General features: G+C 59.2%; 16 protein-coding genes. 15 read left to right on the top strand and 1 reads right to left on the bottom strand.

The window, feature by feature from the left end; all coding sequences use genetic code 11:
• Nucleotides 1-89 precede the first annotated feature (89 nt).
• The 13 genes from waaF (at nt 90) to GPL81_RS03555 (ending at nt 14630) form a co-directional block, all read left to right on the top strand.
• The gene (gene waaF, locus GPL81_RS03615; RefSeq protein WP_160105233.1) at nt 90-1124 is read left to right on the top strand and encodes a lipopolysaccharide heptosyltransferase II; all 1035 of its coding nucleotides are present in this window, start codon (nt 90-92) and stop codon (nt 1122-1124) included.
• 1 nt (nt 1125) lies between these two features.
• Nucleotides 1126-2187: a lipopolysaccharide heptosyltransferase I gene (gene waaC / locus GPL81_RS03610; RefSeq protein WP_160105232.1), complete on the top strand. Its 1062-nt coding sequence runs from the start codon at nt 1126-1128 to the stop codon at nt 2185-2187.
• On the top strand, nt 2187-3308 hold the full coding sequence (locus GPL81_RS03605; RefSeq protein WP_160105231.1) for a glycosyltransferase family 4 protein: 1122 nt from the start codon (nt 2187-2189) through the stop codon (nt 3306-3308). Before waaC ends, GPL81_RS03605 begins: the two co-directional genes overlap by 1 nt.
• The gene (gene rfaP, locus GPL81_RS03600; protein WP_160105230.1) at nt 3309-4115 is read left to right on the top strand and encodes a lipopolysaccharide core heptose(I) kinase RfaP; all 807 of its coding nucleotides are present in this window, start codon (nt 3309-3311) and stop codon (nt 4113-4115) included.
• Nucleotides 4115-4849 (top strand): lipopolysaccharide kinase InaA family protein, encoded by a 735-nt coding sequence (locus GPL81_RS03595; RefSeq protein WP_160105229.1) that lies wholly within the window; start codon nt 4115-4117, stop codon nt 4847-4849. The genes rfaP and GPL81_RS03595 overlap by 1 nt, the downstream gene beginning before the upstream one ends.
• 91 nt (nt 4850-4940) lie before the next feature.
• Nucleotides 4941-6392, top strand: a complete 1452-nt coding sequence (locus GPL81_RS03590; protein ID WP_160105228.1) for a lipopolysaccharide kinase InaA family protein — start codon at nt 4941-4943, stop codon at nt 6390-6392.
• A 222-nt stretch (nt 6393-6614) separates the two neighbouring features.
• On the top strand, nt 6615-6950 hold the full coding sequence (locus GPL81_RS03585; protein ID WP_160105509.1) for a YceK/YidQ family lipoprotein: 336 nt from the start codon (nt 6615-6617) through the stop codon (nt 6948-6950).
• Nucleotides 6951-7116: 166 nt separating this feature from the next.
• Nucleotides 7117-8874, top strand: a complete 1758-nt coding sequence (locus GPL81_RS03580) for a carbamoyltransferase family protein (RefSeq protein WP_121103876.1) — start codon at nt 7117-7119, stop codon at nt 8872-8874.
• Nucleotides 8858-9988 carry a glycosyltransferase gene (locus GPL81_RS03575; RefSeq protein ID WP_121103875.1) on the top strand — a complete coding sequence of 377 codons (1131 nt, stop codon included), beginning with the start codon at nt 8858-8860 and terminating at the stop codon, nt 9986-9988. Before GPL81_RS03580 ends, GPL81_RS03575 begins: the two co-directional genes overlap by 17 nt.
• A complete protein-coding gene (locus tag GPL81_RS03570; protein WP_160105227.1) occupies nt 9988-10884 on the top strand; it encodes an antimicrobial resistance protein Mig-14 in 897 nt (298 codons plus the stop codon). The genes GPL81_RS03575 and GPL81_RS03570 overlap by 1 nt, the downstream gene beginning before the upstream one ends.
• 8 nt (nt 10885-10892) lie before the next feature.
• Nucleotides 10893-12293, top strand: coding sequence for a PIG-L deacetylase family protein (locus GPL81_RS03565; protein WP_160105226.1), 1401 nt, complete (start codon nt 10893-10895; stop codon nt 12291-12293).
• An 87-nt stretch (nt 12294-12380) separates the two neighbouring features.
• A complete protein-coding gene (locus GPL81_RS03560) occupies nt 12381-13337 on the top strand; it encodes a glycosyltransferase family protein (protein ID WP_096513737.1) in 957 nt (318 codons plus the stop codon).
• A gap of 198 nt (nt 13338-13535) precedes the next feature.
• Complete coding sequence (locus GPL81_RS03555) at nt 13536-14630, top strand: glycosyltransferase (protein WP_160105225.1); 1095 nt, start codon at nt 13536-13538, stop codon at nt 14628-14630.
• On the opposite strand, the gene GPL81_RS03550 is transcribed toward GPL81_RS03555, so the two are convergent.
• The gene (locus tag GPL81_RS03550; protein WP_096513735.1) at nt 14625-15230 is read right to left on the bottom strand and encodes a BUD32 family EKC/KEOPS complex subunit; all 606 of its coding nucleotides are present in this window, start codon (nt 15228-15230) and stop codon (nt 14625-14627) included. The two genes, GPL81_RS03555 and GPL81_RS03550, sit on opposite strands and share 6 nt — an antisense overlap.
• A 112-nt stretch (nt 15231-15342) precedes the next feature.
• Here GPL81_RS03550 and GPL81_RS03545 point away from each other — a divergent pair, with 112 nt between their 5' ends.
• Nucleotides 15343-16515 carry an O-antigen ligase family protein gene (locus GPL81_RS03545; protein ID WP_160105224.1) on the top strand — a complete coding sequence of 391 codons (1173 nt, stop codon included), beginning with the start codon at nt 15343-15345 and terminating at the stop codon, nt 16513-16515.
• Nucleotides 16516-16530: 15 nt separating this feature from the next.
• Nucleotides 16531-18336 (top strand): lipid A export permease/ATP-binding protein MsbA, encoded by a 1806-nt coding sequence (gene msbA / locus GPL81_RS03540; protein WP_160105223.1) that lies wholly within the window; start codon nt 16531-16533, stop codon nt 18334-18336.
• Nucleotides 18337-18381: the final 45 nt, after the last annotated feature.

Here is an 18381-nt window from a genome sequence, read left to right as displayed (position 1 = left end):
CAGGTTCGCTCCCACAGTAGATCTGCAGTGTTTGTAGAATTCTCGAGGCGGGGAGGCGTATGCCTCCCCGGTTCGTTTATGGAAACCACATGAAAATTCTGATCGTTGGGCCCAGTTGGGTCGGTGACATGGTGATGGCGCAGACACTGTTTCAGTGTCTCAAACAGCGCCACCCGCAATGCGAAATCGACGTGCTGGCCCCCGAGTGGAGCCGGCCGATTCTTGAGCGCATGCCCGAAGTACGCCAGGCCTTGAGCTTCCCGCTCGGTCACGGCGTGCTGGAGTTGGCTACACGTCGGCGCATCGGTAAATCCCTGGCCGGACAGTACGACCAGGCAATTCTGTTGCCCAACTCGCTGAAATCGGCGCTGGTACCGTTTTTTGCCGCCATCCCGAAACGCACCGGTTGGCGTGGCGAGTTCCGTTACGGCCTGCTCAACGATGTGCGCACGCTGGACAAAGAACGTTATCCGCTGATGATCGAGCGCTTCATGGCCCTGGCTTACGAGCCTGGCCTGGAACTGCCCAAACCTTATCCGCGACCGAGCCTGCGGATCGACCCGGTGACACGCGAAGCGGCACTGGCCAAGTTTGGTCTGGTGCTGGATCGCCCGGTGTTGGCGCTATGCCCTGGCGCCGAGTTCGGCGAGTCCAAGCGCTGGCCGTCCGAGCACTACGCCAAGGTCGCCGAGGCGAAGATTCGCGAGGGCTGGCAGGTCTGGCTGTTCGGATCGAAAAATGATCACGCGGTGGGCGAAGACATCCGTTCGCGGCTTATTCCAGGTTTGCGTGAAGAGTCGGTGAATCTCAGTGGCGGTACCTCGCTGGCCGAGGCGATCGATCTGATGTCCTGCGCCGACTCGGTGGTGTCCAACGACTCCGGCCTGATGCACGTTGCTGCCGCACTGAACCGCCCGCTGGTGGCGATCTACGGTTCGACATCGCCAGGCTTCACGCCGCCACTGGCCGAGCATGTCGAAATCGTGCGCCTGGGCATCGAATGCAGCCCGTGTTTCGATCGTACGTGCCGTTTCGGTCATTACAACTGCCTGCGCCAGCTGATGCCGCAAGCGGTGAACGAAGCCTTGCAGCGTTTGCAGGGCACTGTGGTCGAGGTCAAATAGCTTGCGGGTACTGTTGATCAAGACTTCATCGCTGGGCGATGTGATTCACGCGTTGCCGGCGCTGACCGACGCGGCGCGGGCGATTCCCGGCATCACCTTCGATTGGGTGGTGGAGGAAGGCTTCGCCGAAATCCCCACTTGGCACCCGGCGGTGGGCAAGGTGATTCCAGTGGCGATCCGTCGCTGGCGCAAGAACATCTGGCAGACCATCAAGAGCGGTGAGTGGAAGCGCTTCAAGCAAAGCATTCGCGCCACGAAATACGATCTGGTCATCGATGCCCAGGGCCTGCTGAAGAGTGCGTTGCTGACCCGCTATGTCAAAGCCCCGGTCGCCGGGCTCGATAAAGACTCCGCCCGTGAACCGATTGCCGCACGCTTCTATTCCCGACGCCTGGCCGTGGCCCGTGGGCAGCATGCGGTGGAACGGGTGCGTCAGCTGTTCGCCGTGGCACTGGGTTATGACTTGCCCAAAGGCCTTGGCGACTATGGCCTGAACGTCGAGCGCCTGGTGGAACTGCCACGCAAGAATCCGTACGTGCTGTTCCTGCACGGCACCACTTGGGACACCAAGCATTGGCCCGAAGCCTACTGGCGCGAGTTGGCCGAGCGTGTCGGTTATCTGGGGGTCGGGGTCAAGCTGCCTTGGGGCAACGCCATCGAGAAGGCCCGCGCCGAGCGCATCGCCAAGGACATGAAGCACGTCGAAGTGCTGCCCAAACTGAACCTGGCCGGTGTCGGCAAAGTGCTGGCCGGCGCACAGGCCTGCGTGGCGGTGGACACCGGCCTGGGGCACCTGGCCGCTGCGCTGGACGTGCCGACGCTGTCGCTGTTCGGTCCGACCAACCCTGGCCTGACCGGTGCCTACGGCAAGTCGCAGATTCACCTGGCGAGCGATTTCCCCTGTGCGCCGTGCCTGCAAAAGAAATGCACCTATCAACCGACGGCCGAAGATGCCCGTCTGTTTGACCTGAAACGCGAGTGGCCACTGTGCTTCACGCGTCTGAATCCCGAGCGTGTCGCCAGCAGACTGAGCACGTTGTTACTGGCTGAGGAGCTGCGCTGATGCAATTGGCATTTGTCCTGTACAAGTATTTTCCCTTCGGTGGCTTGCAGCGCGACTTCATGCGCATTGCCCTGGAGTGCCAGAAACGCGGCCACCAGATCCGTGTCTACACGCTGATCTGGGAAGGTGACGTACCGCCCGGGTTTGAGGTGCTGGTGGCACCGGTCAAGGCGTTCTTCAACCATCGTCGCAACGAAAAACTCAGCGCGTGGATGGAGGCGGACCTGGCCAGGCGCCCGGTAGACCGTCTGATCGGCTTCAACAAGATGCCCGGCCTGGACGTCTACTACGCCGCCGACGGGTGCTTCGAAGACAAGGCGCAGAACCTGCGAAATTCGTTGTACCGTCGCTGGGGTCGCTACCGCCACTTCGCCGAGTACGAGCGCGCGGTGTTCGCCAAAGATGCAAAGACCGAAGTATTGATGATTTCCGAAGTGCAGCAGCCGCTGTTCATCAAGCATTACGACACGCCGCTCAAGCGTTTCCATTTGCTGCCGCCGGGCATCGCCCAGGACCGCCGCCGGCCCGCGGATGCGGACGAGATCCGTGCCGGGTTCCGTGCCGAATTCAACCTCAAGGACGATGAGCTGCTGTTGGTGCAGATCGGCTCCGGGTTCAAGACCAAGGGCGTCGATCGCAGCCTCAAGGCGCTGGCGGCACTGCCCGCCGACCTGAAGAAGCGCACCCGGCTGTTTGTAATTGGCCAGGATGACCCCAAGTTATTCCAGATGCAGAGCGCCACATTGGGGCTTGGCGACAACGTGACGTTCCTCAAGGGCCGCAGCGATATCCCGCGTTTCCTGTTGGGGGCCGATCTGTTGATCCACCCGGCGTACAACGAAAACACCGGCACCGTGCTGCTTGAAGCCCTGGTGGCGGGGCTGCCGGTGCTGGTGAGTGCGGTCTGTGGCTATGCCCATTACATTGCCGAGGCCGATGCCGGCCTGGTACTGGACGAGCCATTCGAGCAGGCCCAACTGACACAGTACCTGACTGGCATGTTGAACGACGCTCAAGCACGGGCGGCCTGGAGCCGCAATGGTCTGGCCTTCGCCGAGAAGGCCGACCTCTATAGCATGCCGCAGCACGCGGCCGATGTGATTCTGGCGGAGCACGCTTAAATGAAGTTGATGCTGGCTGAACCGTTCAAGAGCCTCTGGGCCGGACGTGATCCGTTCGCCGAAGTCGAGGGCTTGCAGGGCGAGGTGTACCGCGAACTTGAAGCCCGCCGCACCCTGCGCACCGAGGTGAACGGCAACGGGTTTTTCGTGAAGATTCACCGTGGCATCGGCTGGGGCGAGATCTTCAAGAACCTGCTCACGGCCAAATTGCCGGTACTCGGTGCGGGCCAGGAGTGGACCGCCATCCAGCGTCTGCAAGAGGTCGGCGTGCCGACCATGACCGCCGTTGCTTATGGCGAAAAGGGCAGTAACCCGGCGGACCAGCATTCCTTCATCGTCACCGAGGAGCTGGCGCCGACTGTCAGCCTCGAAGACTTCAGCATCAACTGGGTCAGGCAGCCGCCCGAGCCAGGACTCAAGCGCGCACTGATCGCCGAAGTGGCGCGCATGACCGGCATGATGCACCGCGCCGGGGTCAACCATCGCGATTGCTACATCTGCCATTTCCTGCTGCACACCGACAAGCCGGTGACTGCTGACGACTTCAAACTCTCGGTGATCGACCTGCACCGCGCCCAGACCCGCCCGGCCATCACCCGCCGCTGGCGTAACAAGGATCTGGCGGCGCTGTATTTTTCGGCCCTGGATATCGGCTTGACCCGCCGTGACAAACTGCGCTTCCTCAAAGGCTATTTCCAGCAACCGCTGCGGCAGATTCTCGGCGAAGAAGCCGAACTGCTGAATTGGCTGGAAGGCAAGGCTGGCAAACTCTACGACCGTAAACAGCGATACGGGGATGCGCTCTGATGGCGGGTTGGAAGCTGGAACCTGCTTACAGCGATCTGGCCGAAGACTTCGGCAGTCTGGATGCTGTATTCGCGCTCCAGGGCGAAACCCTGACTCACGACCTGCTGTCCGAGGTGATCCGCGTTCAGCGCAATGGCGTGAACTACTACGTCAAGCGCTACGTTGGCGCGGGCAAGGGCCTGCGCCGATACCTGGGCAAGCCTCGGGTGAAGATGGAATGGCAGAATCTCAAGCGCTTCGCCAAATGGGGCATTCCTACAGCCGAAGTGGTGGCCTGGGGGCTGGAGCGGCGTGGCGCAGCCTACGATCGCGGGGCGATGATCACCCGTGAACTGCCACATACCGTAGACCTGTCGGTGCTGGCCGCACGTCACGATCCGAAGCTGGCGGACCGCGCCTGGGTCGACACCGTCAGCCGTCAGTTGGCCGGCTATACCCGGACCATGCACGAACACCGCTTTACCCACAACGATTTGAAGTGGCGCAACCTGTTGATCGACGATCAGGCCAAGCTGTTCCTGATCGACTGCCCCAACGGTGATTTTTGGCGCGGCTTCTGGCTCAAATACCGTATCACCAAGGACTTGGCGTGCCTGGACAAGGTCGCCAAGTATCAACTGTCGGCCACCCAGCGCCTGCGCTTTTACCTGCAATACCGTCAACGGAACCGGCTTACAGTCGGTGACAAAAAACGGATCCGGCATGTGGTTAGATTTTTCGAGGGACGTGAATGACTGATTTTCTGGCCGCTCGACTGGACCTGGAAGGTCACGGCATCTGCCTCAAGCGTCAGACAGTGCGGCGCAGCCACAAGGAGAAACGCTGATGCGTTTGTCCGAACTGAAAAACGCTGGCCGCAGTCCGGCGCTGCCGCTGAGCCTGTCGCTGGCCGATGCCGCCGGGCCGGCCGATTTGCAGCTGCTGAGCCTGTTGCGGGTGTTGCCCGGGCAGCGTTATGTGGGAGCCGGTGTCTGGCGGGGTCGCCCGGTGCTGGCGAAATTGCTGGTTGGCAGCAAAGCGGCACGGCATTTTCAGCGGGAGCTGGATGGCGTGCGCCTGCTGGCGGCGCAAGGCTTGACCACACCGCTACTGTTGGCCGACGGGCTCAAGGACGGCGAGGGCGGCTGGCTGCTGTTCGAATTTCTGGAAGGCGCCGCCAGCCTGGGTGATGCCTGGCAACAGGTCGAACACTTGCCGGTGCTGGCCGATGAACAATCGACAGTTCTGGCGGAGGCACTGGGCGCAATCGGGCAAATGCATCGCAAAGGCCTGTGGCAGGAAGACCTGCATCTGGACAACCTGTTGCGCCAGGGCAGCCGACTGTATTTGATCGACGGTGCCGGGATTCGCGCCGAAACGCCTGGCCAGCCCTTGTCGCGGCAGAAATCCCTGGAAAATCTCGGTGTGTTTTTTGCCCAGTTGCCCAAGGCGCTGGAGCCGTTCACCGAAGAGTTGCTGGTGTACTACTTGCTGAGCAACGGCGAGCACGCCTTGCCCATGGAAGCGTTGCAGAAGCAGATCGATAAGGTGCGCAGTTGGCGCCTGAAGGATTTTCTGATCAAGGTCGGTCGCGAATGCACATTGTTCAGCGTCCAGCGCGGCGCATTCGCCTTGCGGGCGATTCGTCGCGAGGAAGAAGCGGCAATGCTGCCGGTATTGGCGCAGGCCGACGCCTTGCTGGATCAGGGGCACTTGTACAAGACCGGCGGCGCGGCGAGTGTCGGCAAGGTTGAAGTGGACGGTCGTACCCTGGTGATCAAGCGCTACAACATCAAGGGTTTCGCCCACTGGCTCAAACGTTTCTGGCGTCCGAGCCGTGCCTGGCATTCCTGGTGCGAAGGCAATCGCCTGGCATTCCTCGGTATTGCCACGCCCACACCCCTGGCGTTGCTGGAAAAGCGTTTTCTATGGCTGCGCAGTCGTGCTTATCTGATCACCGAGCATCTGCCAGGGCCGGACATCATCGAACGCTTTGCCCCCTATGTTGAAAGCGGCGATGCGCCCGAGGCGGAATTGGTGGCGCTGGATCAGCTGTTTGCCGAACTGATTCGCGAACGTATCAGCCATGGCGATTTCAAGGGGCACAACCTGTTCTGGCGGGATGGTCGCTGGGCGCTGATCGACCTGGATTCAATGTGTCAGCACAATTCGCCCGGCAGTTTTGCCCCGGCTTATGCGCGGGATCGGGCACGGTTCATGCGCAATTGGCCGCAGAGTAGTGCGCTGTATCAGGTCATTGATCAGCGTTTGCCCAAAGACATCTCCGGCGCTGCCTGAATCGGACCTTCGGTCCTGTCGCGAGCAGGCTCGCTCCCACAATTGATTTGTGTTCGACATAGATCCAGTGTGGGGGCGAGCCCGCTCGCGAAGAGGCCGGAACAGCCAATCGGGAAATAGGGACAAGATCTTGTGATCCGTCCTACATGATCTTCAGAAGCCATGAACTGTGGCTTGAATGACCACGATGCTAGTTTGCCTGACGTTCCCGGAGGGCAGACTTTGACAATAAAAATGGCAGTCACATCAGGTGTCATCTCGCTGGCCCTGACCGGATGCGGTACCGTCGCAACTGTGTTGCAGGATGATGCTGACGCAGCTCAGGGGCTTCGCAGGCAAAAAACCTATTGTCAGTCCATCCCTCGGGTCTACAGCGGCCTGGCCTACGATTTCTGTGTATTGAACGCGCCACCCGACCCCACGGGAATCCTCGTGCCGTTCGTTTTGCTGGACCTGGCCTTGTCCGGCGCACTGGATACTGTTGTCTTGCCGTACACGGTTTACCGCCAGGCCGTGGATGGCAACCTCCTCATCTACTGGCGACCTGCGCGCGGATAAACAATGGCTGGATCGCAGCTGCGTGCACTTGCCGCTTGCCGCTAGAGGTTTGAAGCTGCTTTTAAGCTATAATCCCGCCCTTTAGCTGCCTCGCGCTCCTTGCGAAGGCACATCATTTTTTGAGGCGCCACTGCGCCTGCATGCAGACTAAAGAGGCTAGACCCCTGTGGCATTGACGATTCTTGGCCTGTCCGGCGCCCTTAGCCATGATCCTTCCGCAGCCTTGTACATCGACGGCAAGCTGGTCGCGGCGGCTGAGGAAGAGCGCTTCGTACGCGATAAACATGCAAAGAACCGCATGCCCTACGAATCGGCGAAGTTCTGTCTGGAACAGGCCGGTATCAAGCCATCCGACGTTGACGTGGTAGCAATTCCGTTCGCCCCGATCAGCCTGTTCGGCAAGGCACGCTGGCAGTACGCCAAGCGTTACTGGTATGCCCCGGACCGCGCTCTTGACGCGATCCTGATGGGCAACCGTCGCTACAAGCGCTATCGCAACAAGATCGTCTGGTGCCTGGAGCAACTGGGTTTTGATCCGAAGAAGATCAAGATCGAGCCGGTCGAACACCACCTGGCCCACGCCTCCAGCGCTTATCACTGCTCCGGCTTCAAAGAGAAAACCGCGATCCTGGGCATCGACGGTAAGGGCGAGTACGCCACGACCTTCTTCGGTTATGGTGAAAACGGCAAGATCCACAAGATCAAGGAATTCTTCGATCCGGACTCCCTCGGCGGCCTGTACGGCGCGATCACCGAGTTCCTCGGTTTCGATATGCTCGACGGTGAGTTCAAGGTCATGGGCATGGCGCCGTACGGTGACGCCAGCAAATACGATTTCTCGCGCCTGGCTTCGTTCGAAAATGGCGAGCTGGTAATTAACACCGACTACGCCAACGTCATCGGCCTGCGTCGCTATAAAGAGAAGGGCAAAGGTTACTACTTCTCGCCGAAGCTGATCGAGTGGCTGGGGCCCAAGCGCGAAGGCGACATCGCCGACGAGCCTTACATCCACTACGCCGCGAGCATTCAAGCGCTGTTCGAAAAAATTGCGCTGCAGATGATCGACTACTACCTGGGTGACGTGCTCAAGCAAACCGGCAAGCTGGCCTATGCCGGTGGCTGTGCGTTGAACGTCAAGCTCAACCAGAAAATCATCGCCCGCGACGACGTCAAAGAGTTGTTCGTGCAGCCTGCCTCCGGCGATGCCGGTACCGCAGTCGGCGCTGCCGCCTATGTGTCCCACGCCCGTGGCGTACCGGTCGAGAAGATGGAACACGTCTACCTCGGCCCGTCGTACAGCAACGAGGACGTGATTGCCGCCTGCGCCCGTCACGAGAACAAGCCAACCTGGCGCAAGCTCGACAACATGCCGGAGCAGATTGCCAAGATCATGGTCGATGGCAACCCGGTGGCCTGGTTCCAGGGCCGCATGGAGTTCGGTCCGCGCGCGTTGGGCGGTCGTTCGATCATTGGTTGCCCGAGCGTGGCCGGCGTGGCCGATCGCATCAACCACCAGATCAAGTTCCGCGAGCGCTGGAGGCCTTTCTGCCCGTCGATGCTCGACACCGTGGCTCCGCAGATGATCAAGATCGATCACCCGGCGCCATTCATGACCTTCACCTTCGAAGTGGCCGAAGAGTGGAAAACCCGCGTGCCGGAAGTCGTCCACGAAGACGGAACGTCCCGTGCCCAGGTACTCAAGCGCGAATACAACCCGCGCTACTACGACATGATGAAGGCGCTGGAAGTCCTGACCGGCAACGGCGTGTCGCTCAACACCTCCCTCAACCGTCGTGGAGAGCCGATGATCTGCTCGCCGACGGACGCCTTGAACATGTTCTTCGGTTCCGATCTACAGTATCTGATCATGGAAGACATCCTGGTGGTCAAAGAGGGCGCGAACGCCTATGACACGCTCGGCTGAGCGTCATGTGCTGCAGTTCTGCCACGGCTATGACGGGCCGTTCCTGGACTGCGCCCGGCAGTACGCCAGCCTGTTCGCGGGGACCGGCTATCGCGTGACTACGGTGTTTCTCACCGGGGTTGCTGATGCCGAGGTCGCCGCGGGTTGCGCCTCCGATGAAGTCTTGTTCATGGAATACAGCTCCAGGGCCATTCGTGGCCTGAAGCTGGGCGCCATTGGCGATCTGCGCAAGATCGCCGCTTCACGCAATTTCAGTTTCTGCATCGCCCATCGCTTCAAGCCGATCTACATCGCCTTGCTCGGCACCTCGTTGCCGGTCATTGGCGTGCATCACGCGTTTGACGATTACAAACGGGGCACCCGCAAACTGTTCGCACACATTTTCCGCAAGCGCCTGAGCCTGCTCGGCGTGTCCGATGCAGTGCGCGATGATATGCGCAGTTGCCTGCCGAAATGGCCGGCGGCGCGGATTCGAACGCTCTATAACCGCATCGATGTGCAAGCCTTGCAAGACAGTCAGCTGTCGGCGCGCGAGGCACGAGAAGTGCTCGGTCTGGCGGCGGATGCCTGGATCGTCGGTAACGTCGGGCGCCTGCATCCGGACAAGGACCAGGCCACGCTGCTGGACGGTTTCGCCGCGGCGTTGCCGGGTTTGCCGGCCAACAGTCAGTTGGTGATCCTCGGTAGCGGTCGTCTGGAGCAGGATCTCAAGGCCCAGGCCCGCGAGCTGGGAATTGGCGATCGCGTGCTGTTCCTCGGCCAGGTGCCCGAAGCGCGGCGTTATTTCCGTGCCTTCGACGTATTTGCCCTGAGTTCCGACCACGAACCGTTCGGCATGGTACTGCTCGAAGCCATGGCCGCCGGTGTGCCGTTGCTCGCCACCGCGTGTGGCGGGGCGAAGGAAGTGGTCGAAGGCGTGGGCATTCTGTTCCCGCTGGGCGATGCCGAACACCTGGCGCAAGGGCTGCAGCATCTGGCCGCGATGGACGAGCAGCAACGTCACCAATGCGCCGAGCTGATGCTCGACCGTTTGCGTGAACGCTTCTCCGACCGTGCGGTACGCGATGCTTTCTGGCATTTGCCACACGTTATCGAACTGGCACCGAGGGGCTGATGCTCAACCGATTTCAAGGCTGGCGCGAACGTGGCTGGTCGGTAGCCGATGCCTCGACCTATGCCGAGGCCTGGCAACGTTACGGCGGCAGTGTCGCGACTCATCCGATGGTGGTCGAACGCCTGGCGCATCTGGCCGATATTCCGGTGCGTTATCTGGTCTGGGAGCAACGTGGGGAAGTCAAGGCAGCGATCCCGACCTGGGGTCGCGACCTCGCCTTGTCCAAGGACGTACTCAAGCGCAACGGCAAAAAGGGTCTGTTCGACCTTGGCAATGCCGAGATCATCTTGCCGGCCGCCAACGATGCCCAGGCCCCTTTGCGTCATCGCGGTCGTTATTTGTCGGCGCTGAACGAAAGCCGTTTCACCGGGATCAAGTTGCAGGCCGAACAATTGGCCATGGCCCGCACACCTGAAGAGCTGTCGAAGAAATTCCGCTATAACCAGCGCCGTGAACTCCGGTTGCTGGAAGAGGCGGGTGGCGTGGTGCGCCCGGTGTCCGAGTTCTCCAGTGCGGAGCTGGCAGCGATTTATTGCGACCTGTTCCAGCGCCGCTGGGGTTTCCCGGCGACGGGCGCAGAACGCATGGCCGAGGTCATCGAGCTGCTGCGCGATTTACTGATTGGCTCGGTGATTTTCCTCAATGATGCAGCGATTGCCATTCAACTGGTGTACCGCGTCGTGACCCCGCAGTGGATCAGTGTCGAGTACATCAATGGCGGCGTCGACCCTGAAACCCGTGAATTCAGCCCCGGTAGCGTGCTGAGTTTTCTCAACACCCAAAGCGCCTGGGAACATGCGCGGACGTTGGACAAGCCCTTGCGCTTTTCCTTCGGTCGAGCCGATCGGGAATACAAGGATCGCTGGTGCAACCCTGTGCCGGTCTACACCGTATGAGTGAGCCCATGAGCCGTAAACAGCAACTGCTCAAGCGTCATCGACGCAACAAGCGTATCGGTCTGTTGGTCGCGCTGGGGGTGTTGATAGTGTGCGGCGTATGGGTGGCCTGGTGGTTGCCGCTGGTGTTGGCTGTTCTGGGCTGGATTGCGCACGAGGCCTGGTTTGCCGACCATCTGTTCTATTCGCCAAAAGATGATTACCAATACAGTTTTCCACCCTATACGCCACAACCCAAGGTTCATCTGAGCGGCGATCGCTTGCGGCTGGACGAGGGTGTCATGCTGGTCGACGACGCAACACTGATGTTGGCGTTACGAATCAAGAGCACGTGGCTGGGGCGTTTCTTCGATCCGGTGGTGGAGCTGTCCGGAGGCGATAACCCGGATCGACAAACCTTCGAGCGGGGCGTCAATGGGCTGCGCTACCTCAACCTCAGCGGTCAGGCGCAGGTATTGTCGCGTGGCGAGCTGCGGTTGCGCGGGCGTTTCTGCCGATTGCTGGGTGAGCCCGTGCTATGGGCGCTGGAACATCCGGATTACCGTCGGCAACGGGTGATGGTGATCGCCCCCCATGCCGATGATGCCGAGCTGGCGGCTTACGGTTTGTACAGCCAGGCAGACGAAACCTGGATCGTTACGCTCACCGCTGGTGAAATCGAAGCCGAGCACTATCAGCAGATGGGTTTGAGCAAGGTCGAGGCCGCGCGACTCAAGGGCCGTTTGCGAGCGTGGGACAGTATTGCCGTGCCGCGTTGGGCCGGGGTGCCGGAGGCGCGTTGCGTGCAACTGGGCTATTTCTGCCTTCAACTGGCAGCCATGCAAGCTTCCCCCGCCCAGTCGGTGGGTTCGCGTGAAGCAGACTTGAGCGACACTCGACTGTTGCGCCAGATGAACCCGTTTACCCTGCCGGGCGATGTTGACGGTGTACCGAGCTGGAACAATTTACTGGCCGATCTGCGAGAGCTGTTGCTGCGGGCGCAACCTGAAGTGATCGTGCTGCCGCACCCGACACTTGATCCCCACCCCGATCATGTTTGTGCTCAGGAAGCCGTTCTGGAAGCACTGAAGGGGCTTGAATGGCAGCCGACATTGCTGGGTTACGCCAATCACCTGCATGACAATGATCGCTGGCCGATGGGTGACTCTGGCGCTGGTATCGCACTTCCTCCGGTATTCGATTCGGCTCGGGCACTCCATCCTTATTGCCTTTTGCTTTCTGCGGCGCTGCAGCGCGATAAAGCCATGGCCTTGGGAATGATGCACGATTTGCAGCCCCAGGCCCCGTTCAAACGGCGTTTACGCCGCTTGTTGCAACGATTGTTGGCAGGCCGTTCCGGCTCGCCCTATGGCGAAAACGAATTCTTTCGCAAGGCTGTGCGACGCCATGAACTGTTCTGGCGCTTATAAGGTGTTTCGGGCCTGGCGTATCCCTGCCTGCGAGCTGGCAGGGTTCAAGTGTTGCTCGGCAGATTGCCTGTTGTGGCAAGGAAGACGATGAAAGTTCTATTTCTGGTGCAGAAAGATCAGCGGGCCATTCTGGATCGTTTGTACGACGGTGTGGCGGCTCATTGCGAATGCGACCTGCGGTGGCTGAGCAGCAATGATCAGCGCAACCTGCGTAGCTATTTCCGGCGTGAAGTCGATGTGACACGGTATGACCGTATCGTGTTTTTCCTGCGTTTCAAGCAGGAGATTCGTCAGGTTGGATTTATCCGCACGATACCCAACCTCGTGATTCTCGAGCACGATGCTTACCAGAATTACATCCCCTGCAAATATACCGGTAAGTTCAGCGCACATTACCGTCGCTTGCCCTGGGCACGGGTGATCAGTTCCGGTTTTGTCGTCACCGAACGCTTGCGCGAGGAGGGTTTCGACGCGGTGTTCGTGCCCAAGGGCTACGACCAGACCCAGCTTGAGGACCGGCACCGCGAACGAGATATCGAACTGGCATTTGTCGGCAGTACCAACAGCGTTGCCTATAGCGGGCGCAAGGCCCTGCTCGATGAATTGGGGCGCGTCGAGTCGTTGGTGGTCACTCGCACAAACTCCGGTGAGGAGTATTGCGACACGCTCAATCGTATTCGCTTTTTCGTCAGTGCCGATGTCGGAATGGGCGAGTTCATGATCAAGAATTTCGAGGCTATGGCCTGTGGTTGTGTCTTGCTGGCTTTTGATCAGGGTGTGAGGGAAAGTCAGGCTTTGGGCCTGAAGGATATGCATAACATTGTGTTCTATCAGGACATAGCGCAGCTTCAGGCAAAACTGGCCGTACTGCGCGGTGACCCGGAACTGGCGCAGCGTATCGCGCATAATGGCCGCGAACTGGTGGTTAGCCAGTTCAGTTTTGCGCGCATTGGCCAGCGGATCGTCGAGGCGCTGGAGCCCGCATTGCGTACGCGGGCGCCTCTGAGCTTTATGGAAAAAATCCGCCTGAAGTTGGGCATTTGACAAGCGTTGCAGAGCAATTGATATTGCTGGCGACTACTACTTTATTGAGACTTCGGTGCAATTTTCCCAGGAAAGTGAAATCACCTTGATGGTCACCTGTTGTGGCCGGCTGGATCTGTTCAGGGCTACTTTCGAGCGTGTCGACCGGCTCGACACCGCCGCACATTTCCGGAAACCCTTGTCCTGGCTTTTTGCCCTATGAGCATTATTAACGTCATGTGGGCCAGCGGCGGTCCGTTCGCCTCAACTCATAAGGTGCATCAACAGATATTGTCCCAGGCCTCGCCCTCTGTGCCGGTTGAAACCTGGTTGCTTCAGGGACACGCGTCGGAATGCGGGGTGAGCGTCGGTGGTGTACGGGAGTGGGGGTTGTCCTCTTCCCGGCTGAAAGGACGGCATTTCTGGCGGCTGACCAAGCCCTGGATGCAAGCCAGGTTTCGGAGCGCTCTCAAATACAGCGATGCACATCTGTTGCTGCTTGATGGCCTGGGAGTGGCGCGTGCGTTCTTACCGATACTCGAAACCTTGCCGCACATCCGTGTAGTGGTGATTTTTCATGGTTCGGCGCGACTTCATCCCGTCGATCGAGTGGTCTTTGGGCGGTTCCCGGCCTCTCGGCTGAGCTTGGTTGCGGTATCGAAAACCCTCGCGGCTTCGCTGAGCGAAGACCTGCAAGTGCCGGTCATGACGTTGCGCAGCGCCTTCGATCCGGCGGCTTTTCGTTCCGCACTACTTCCTCGAGAGCAAGCGCGTACCCGGTTGGGCCTGCCGCTGGATAAGACGCCGGTGCTGGGGGCGGTGGGGCGTCTGGTCGCGGGAAAAGGTTTTGCCTGTCTTCTCGATGCCTTTGCCGGGGCATTGTCTGAAAAGCCCGATTTGAAACTGGTGATTGTGGGTGAAGGAACTGCCCGTGCTGCTCTGGAAGCTCGGATCGATGAATTGCAGTTGCGCGGCAAGGTCTTGCTGCCGGGCCATATGGATGATGTTGCTCGGCTCTACCGTGCATTCGACTGGGTTGCGATGCCGTCGCTGAATGAAGGCCTGGGGCTTATCTTGCAAGAGGCAGTAATGGCAGGTGTTCCGGTTCTGTCCAGTGAGCTGGATGTGTTTCGCGAGCAGTTGGCGGATGCCGGCTGGTATGCCCCCATAGAAAATGTGGACGTCTGGCGGGATATCATCGCGCGAGCATTCAGTGTTTCCCCTGAAACCATCGCGGCGGAGCAATATCAGGCGTTGGCCCCGGATCAATCATGGCTAAGCTTTAGCCAGACCGCCCGCGCATTACTCTCATGATGGCAGGACTGCCTGTTCGAGTGCTTGCATCGGAAAGGTCTCGTTCAGGTTCTCGCGCGCAATATAGCGGGCGAAATGCTGAAGGTTGCGTTTGACCAAATGCCGGGGCAATGGCGCACGCAAGAATCGCATGTCTGCCACATCAATCAGGCCCATGCGGTTATCGGGCGTAATCACGATGTTGCCCAGATGCAGCGACCTGAAATAGATCCCCGAATCATGCAGGTTGCGTATCAGGTTGGCCAGGTCGGGCAGGGCTTGTGGCCAGCTGAAACCTTCCTTATTGGCAATCTGGCGCAGGGTTTCTCCTGGCAGTGGCTGGTAAAGCACCGCCGTCATGCCTGGAGCTTGCAGTCGATAGAACTGCAGGACTTGCAAGGTGGGAACGCCGAGCTTTTGCAGTTCAACGGCATTGTCGATGAAGCGTTTCGAATACGGGCGGACCAGTGCAGATGAAAAAAAACGTTTGCGACGAAATAGTTTAAGAATATTCCCATCCTGCAACAGGTAGACTTTCGGCCCGTAACTGTCGGCCTCCAGTACTCTGGCACCGTTGATCATTTGATTTAGAGCGGCTTGCGGCAGCCGAGAACATTGCATCGTAAGAAGGCCTTGTGGGAAGAACAGTGGCACTGTAGCGGGCAATGATGCCGAAAAGTTTCAGCTTTAACCATGCCGGGTTGGGTGGGTGAACTCTCTCAGGAGCAATTTGATGCAGGAAACACGTTGGGCGCAAGCGTGGATGTCTATCGGTCTTTTTTGGTTTTTGTTTGCCATCGCGGTTGCACCTACCAACAAGATCTATCAGCAAGGACTGGTCGCATTTCTCTGGTTGCCGGCCTTGATTTTTTCCTGGTCCGCGCGGGCTCGGCTCGCAGAATTGTTTCGTGAGCAACGCTGGGTCTATCTGCCGCTACTGGGGCTCGTGACCTGGGCGCTGATCAGTCTTTCCTGGACGAGCGCCCCGGACATCAGTCGCGAAGCCAAGCGTTTGCTTTATATCGTGGTGTTCCTGCTATTTTTTCCGATTTTTGCCAATGGCCGGCCCGAGCGTGTGATTCGCATCATGCAATGGGGGGGGATTGGGCTGGCAGTGACCGCGGTCGTGGCCATCGTCAAATTTTATGGTCTCGATGGCAATGCCTTGGGTGAGCGTCTTGAGGGTCTGGGTGAGTTGTCTCATCCGATCCTGGGGGGCTATGTCATCGGCCTCGCAGCCGTGTGGCTGGCAATATGGACTCCGCAAACGGGCCGGATGCAAGCGGTTTGGGTGGTTGCTCTGGGTTTACTGGGTGTATTCGTACTGCTCAGCCAGAGCCGTGGAGCCGGTTTGGCATTGTTTCTCACGTTGCTTGCCATGCCAATCTGGTGCGGAGACCGGCGTAGTCGTTTGATCGCGGCGGCGGCATTGATCATCGCCATGCTGGCTTTCCTGTTATTCGAACCCCTGGTCATGGCGCGTGGAGTGTCCTATCGGCCACAGATTCTGATGGCCAGCTTGCAAATGATCGCTGAACACCCGTGGCGCGGCCTGGGGCTTGGTAGTGACTATAAGGTGTTCGCATCTGATCAGTATTTTGATCATGCCCATAACCTGTTCACTCACGTAGCCATCGGGCTGGGCTTGCCAGGGTTGCTATTGTGGTGTGCGGTTTGGCTGGCAGTACTGCGCGAGGCCTGGAAAGTTCGGGAAACTTTCTATGCGAGAGGGGTCATTGGGGTCTGGCTGTTCTCAACACTGGCAATGCAGTTCGACGCCGCCAGCATGGCAGGAAGCCCGAGGCCCGAGTGGTTTGTAAGCTGGTTGCCCATTGGTCTGGCCAGTGTTTTGGTATGGGCGCGGGCCAATCCCGGCGCCTGTGATAAAATTTCGCGTTCTTCCTAACCAGTGAGCCCTACGATGAGTGATGCACCGCCTGACGCGGGACAGGATTCCAGCCTGAAAATCTATTTTCGGTTGTTGGGGTATGTAAAACCCTATGTCGGCCTGTTCCTGCTGAGTATCGTGGGCTTCGTGATCTTTGCCTCCACCCAGCCGATGCTGGCGGGAATACTCAAGTATTTCGTCGATGGCCTGAGCAACCCTGAAGCGGTGCTCTTTCCCAATGTTCCTTATCTGAAGGACTTGCAGTTGCTGATGGCCGTGCCATTGCTGATCATTTTGATCGCTGCATGGCAAGGGCTGGGCTCGTTTCTTGGCAACTATTACCTGGCGAAGGTTTCACTGGGGCTGGTGCATGACCTGCGCGTCGAGTTGTTCAACAAGCTGCTGGTGCTGCCTAATCGCTATTTCGACACCCACAATTCCGGGCATTTGATCTCGCGCATCACATTCAACGTGACCATGGTGACCGGTGCGGCCACCGATGCCATCAAAGTGGTGATCCGCGAAGGCCTCACCGTGGTGTTCCTGTTTGCCTATCTGATCTGGATGAACTGGAAGCTGACCCTTGTGATGTTGGCAATCCTTCCAATGATTGCCTTCATGGTGGGTAATACCAGCAAAAAATTCCGCAAGCAGAGCAAGAAGATCCAGGTGGCCATGGGCGATGTGACCCATGTGGCGTCCGAAACCATCCAGGGCTATCGCGTGGTGCGCAGCTTCGGTGGCGAGGGCTATGAAGAGCAGCGTTTTGCCGCCGCCAGTCAGAGCAACACCGACAAACAGTTGCGCATGACCAAGACCGGTGCGGTCTATACGCCCATGCTGCAGTTGGTGATCTACACCGCCATGGCGGCGTTGATGTTCCTGGTGCTGTTCCTGCGCGGTGACGCCACTGCTGGTGATCTGGTGGCCTACATTACCGCCGCGGGGCTGTTGCCCAAGCCAATCCGGCAGTTGTCGGAAGTCAGTTCGACCATCCAGAAGGGCGTTGCCGGTGCCGAAAGCATTTTCGAGCAGTTGGACGTCGAACCTGAAGTCGATAATGGCACGGTCGAGCGTGATCGGGTCAAAGGCAATCTGGAGGTGCGCAACCTCAGCTTCACCTACCCGGGAACCGAGCGTGAAGTGCTGAAGAACATCAGCTTCACGGCGGCCCCGGGTCAAATGATTGCCTTGGTCGGTCGCTCCGGTAGCGGCAAGTCGACCCTGGCCAGTCTGCTTCCGCGTTTCTATCATCACGACATTGGCGAAATACTGCTCGATGACGTTGAGATCGAAGACTATCGCTTGCGCAATCTGCGTCGGCACGTGGCGCAAGTCACGCAGCATGTGACCCTGTTCAACGACACCATTGCCAACAACATTGCCTATGGTGACCTGGCTGGCGCCCCCCGCGAGGACATCGAAAAAGCCGCTACCGATGCCTACGCGATGGACTTCATCTCGCAGATGCCTGCAGGTCTGGATACCCAGGTCGGCGAAAATGGCGTGTTGCTCTCCGGCGGGCAGCGTCAGCGCCTGGCTATTGCGCGGGCGCTGTTGAAGAATGCACCGCTACTGATCCTCGACGAGGCGACGTCGGCCCTCGACACCGAATCCGAGCGCCACATTCAGGCGGCGCTGGATCAGGTCATGAAAGGTCGTACCACGTTGGTCATTGCTCACCGTTTGTCGACGATCGAAAAGGCCGACCTGATTCTGGTGATGGACCAGGGCCAAATCGTCGAACGAGGCACTCACGCACAGCTGCTGGCGCAAAATGGCTACTACTCGCGCCTGCATGCGATGGGCCTGGACGCTCCGGCCGAAAACATCGCCTGACCCCGGCAACAGGGTGGGCCTGGCTCACCCTGTTGCTCTTCGGGC

The organism is Pseudomonas izuensis (assembly GCF_009861505.1).
GTDB classification, from domain to species: Bacteria; Pseudomonadota; Gammaproteobacteria; order Pseudomonadales; family Pseudomonadaceae; genus Aquipseudomonas; species Aquipseudomonas izuensis.
The sequence above is the reverse complement of the archived record's forward strand: the minus strand, read 5'-3'. Positions and strand labels throughout refer to the sequence as shown.

Excerpts from the sequence above, each read along its gene's own strand:
- GPL81_RS03570 (WP_160105227.1), top strand. The coding sequence starts at position 9,988 with ATGCTCAACCGATTTCAAGGCTGGCGCGAACGTGGCTGGTCGGTAGCC.
- rfaP (WP_160105230.1), top strand. The coding sequence starts at position 3,309 with ATGAAGTTGATGCTGGCTGAACCGTTCAAGAGCCTCTGGGCCGGACGT.
- GPL81_RS03575 (WP_121103875.1), top strand. The coding sequence starts at position 8,858 with ATGACACGCTCGGCTGAGCGTCATGTGCTGCAGTTCTGCCACGGCTAT.
- GPL81_RS03605 (WP_160105231.1), top strand. The coding sequence starts at position 2,187 with ATGCAATTGGCATTTGTCCTGTACAAGTATTTTCCCTTCGGTGGCTTG.
- GPL81_RS03590 (WP_160105228.1), top strand. The coding sequence starts at position 4,941 with ATGCGTTTGTCCGAACTGAAAAACGCTGGCCGCAGTCCGGCGCTGCCG.
- GPL81_RS03545 (WP_160105224.1), top strand. The coding sequence starts at position 15,343 with ATGCAGGAAACACGTTGGGCGCAAGCGTGGATGTCTATCGGTCTTTTT.
- msbA (WP_160105223.1), top strand. The coding sequence starts at position 16,531 with ATGAGTGATGCACCGCCTGACGCGGGACAGGATTCCAGCCTGAAAATC.
- GPL81_RS03595 (WP_160105229.1), top strand. The coding sequence starts at position 4,115 with ATGGCGGGTTGGAAGCTGGAACCTGCTTACAGCGATCTGGCCGAAGAC.
- GPL81_RS03550 (WP_096513735.1), bottom strand. The coding sequence starts at position 15,230 with ATGCAATGTTCTCGGCTGCCGCAAGCCGCTCTAAATCAAATGATCAAC.
- GPL81_RS03565 (WP_160105226.1), top strand. The coding sequence starts at position 10,893 with ATGAGCCGTAAACAGCAACTGCTCAAGCGTCATCGACGCAACAAGCGT.
- GPL81_RS03560 (WP_096513737.1), top strand. The coding sequence starts at position 12,381 with ATGAAAGTTCTATTTCTGGTGCAGAAAGATCAGCGGGCCATTCTGGAT.
- waaF (WP_160105233.1), top strand. The coding sequence starts at position 90 with ATGAAAATTCTGATCGTTGGGCCCAGTTGGGTCGGTGACATGGTGATG.
- GPL81_RS03555 (WP_160105225.1), top strand. The coding sequence starts at position 13,536 with ATGAGCATTATTAACGTCATGTGGGCCAGCGGCGGTCCGTTCGCCTCA.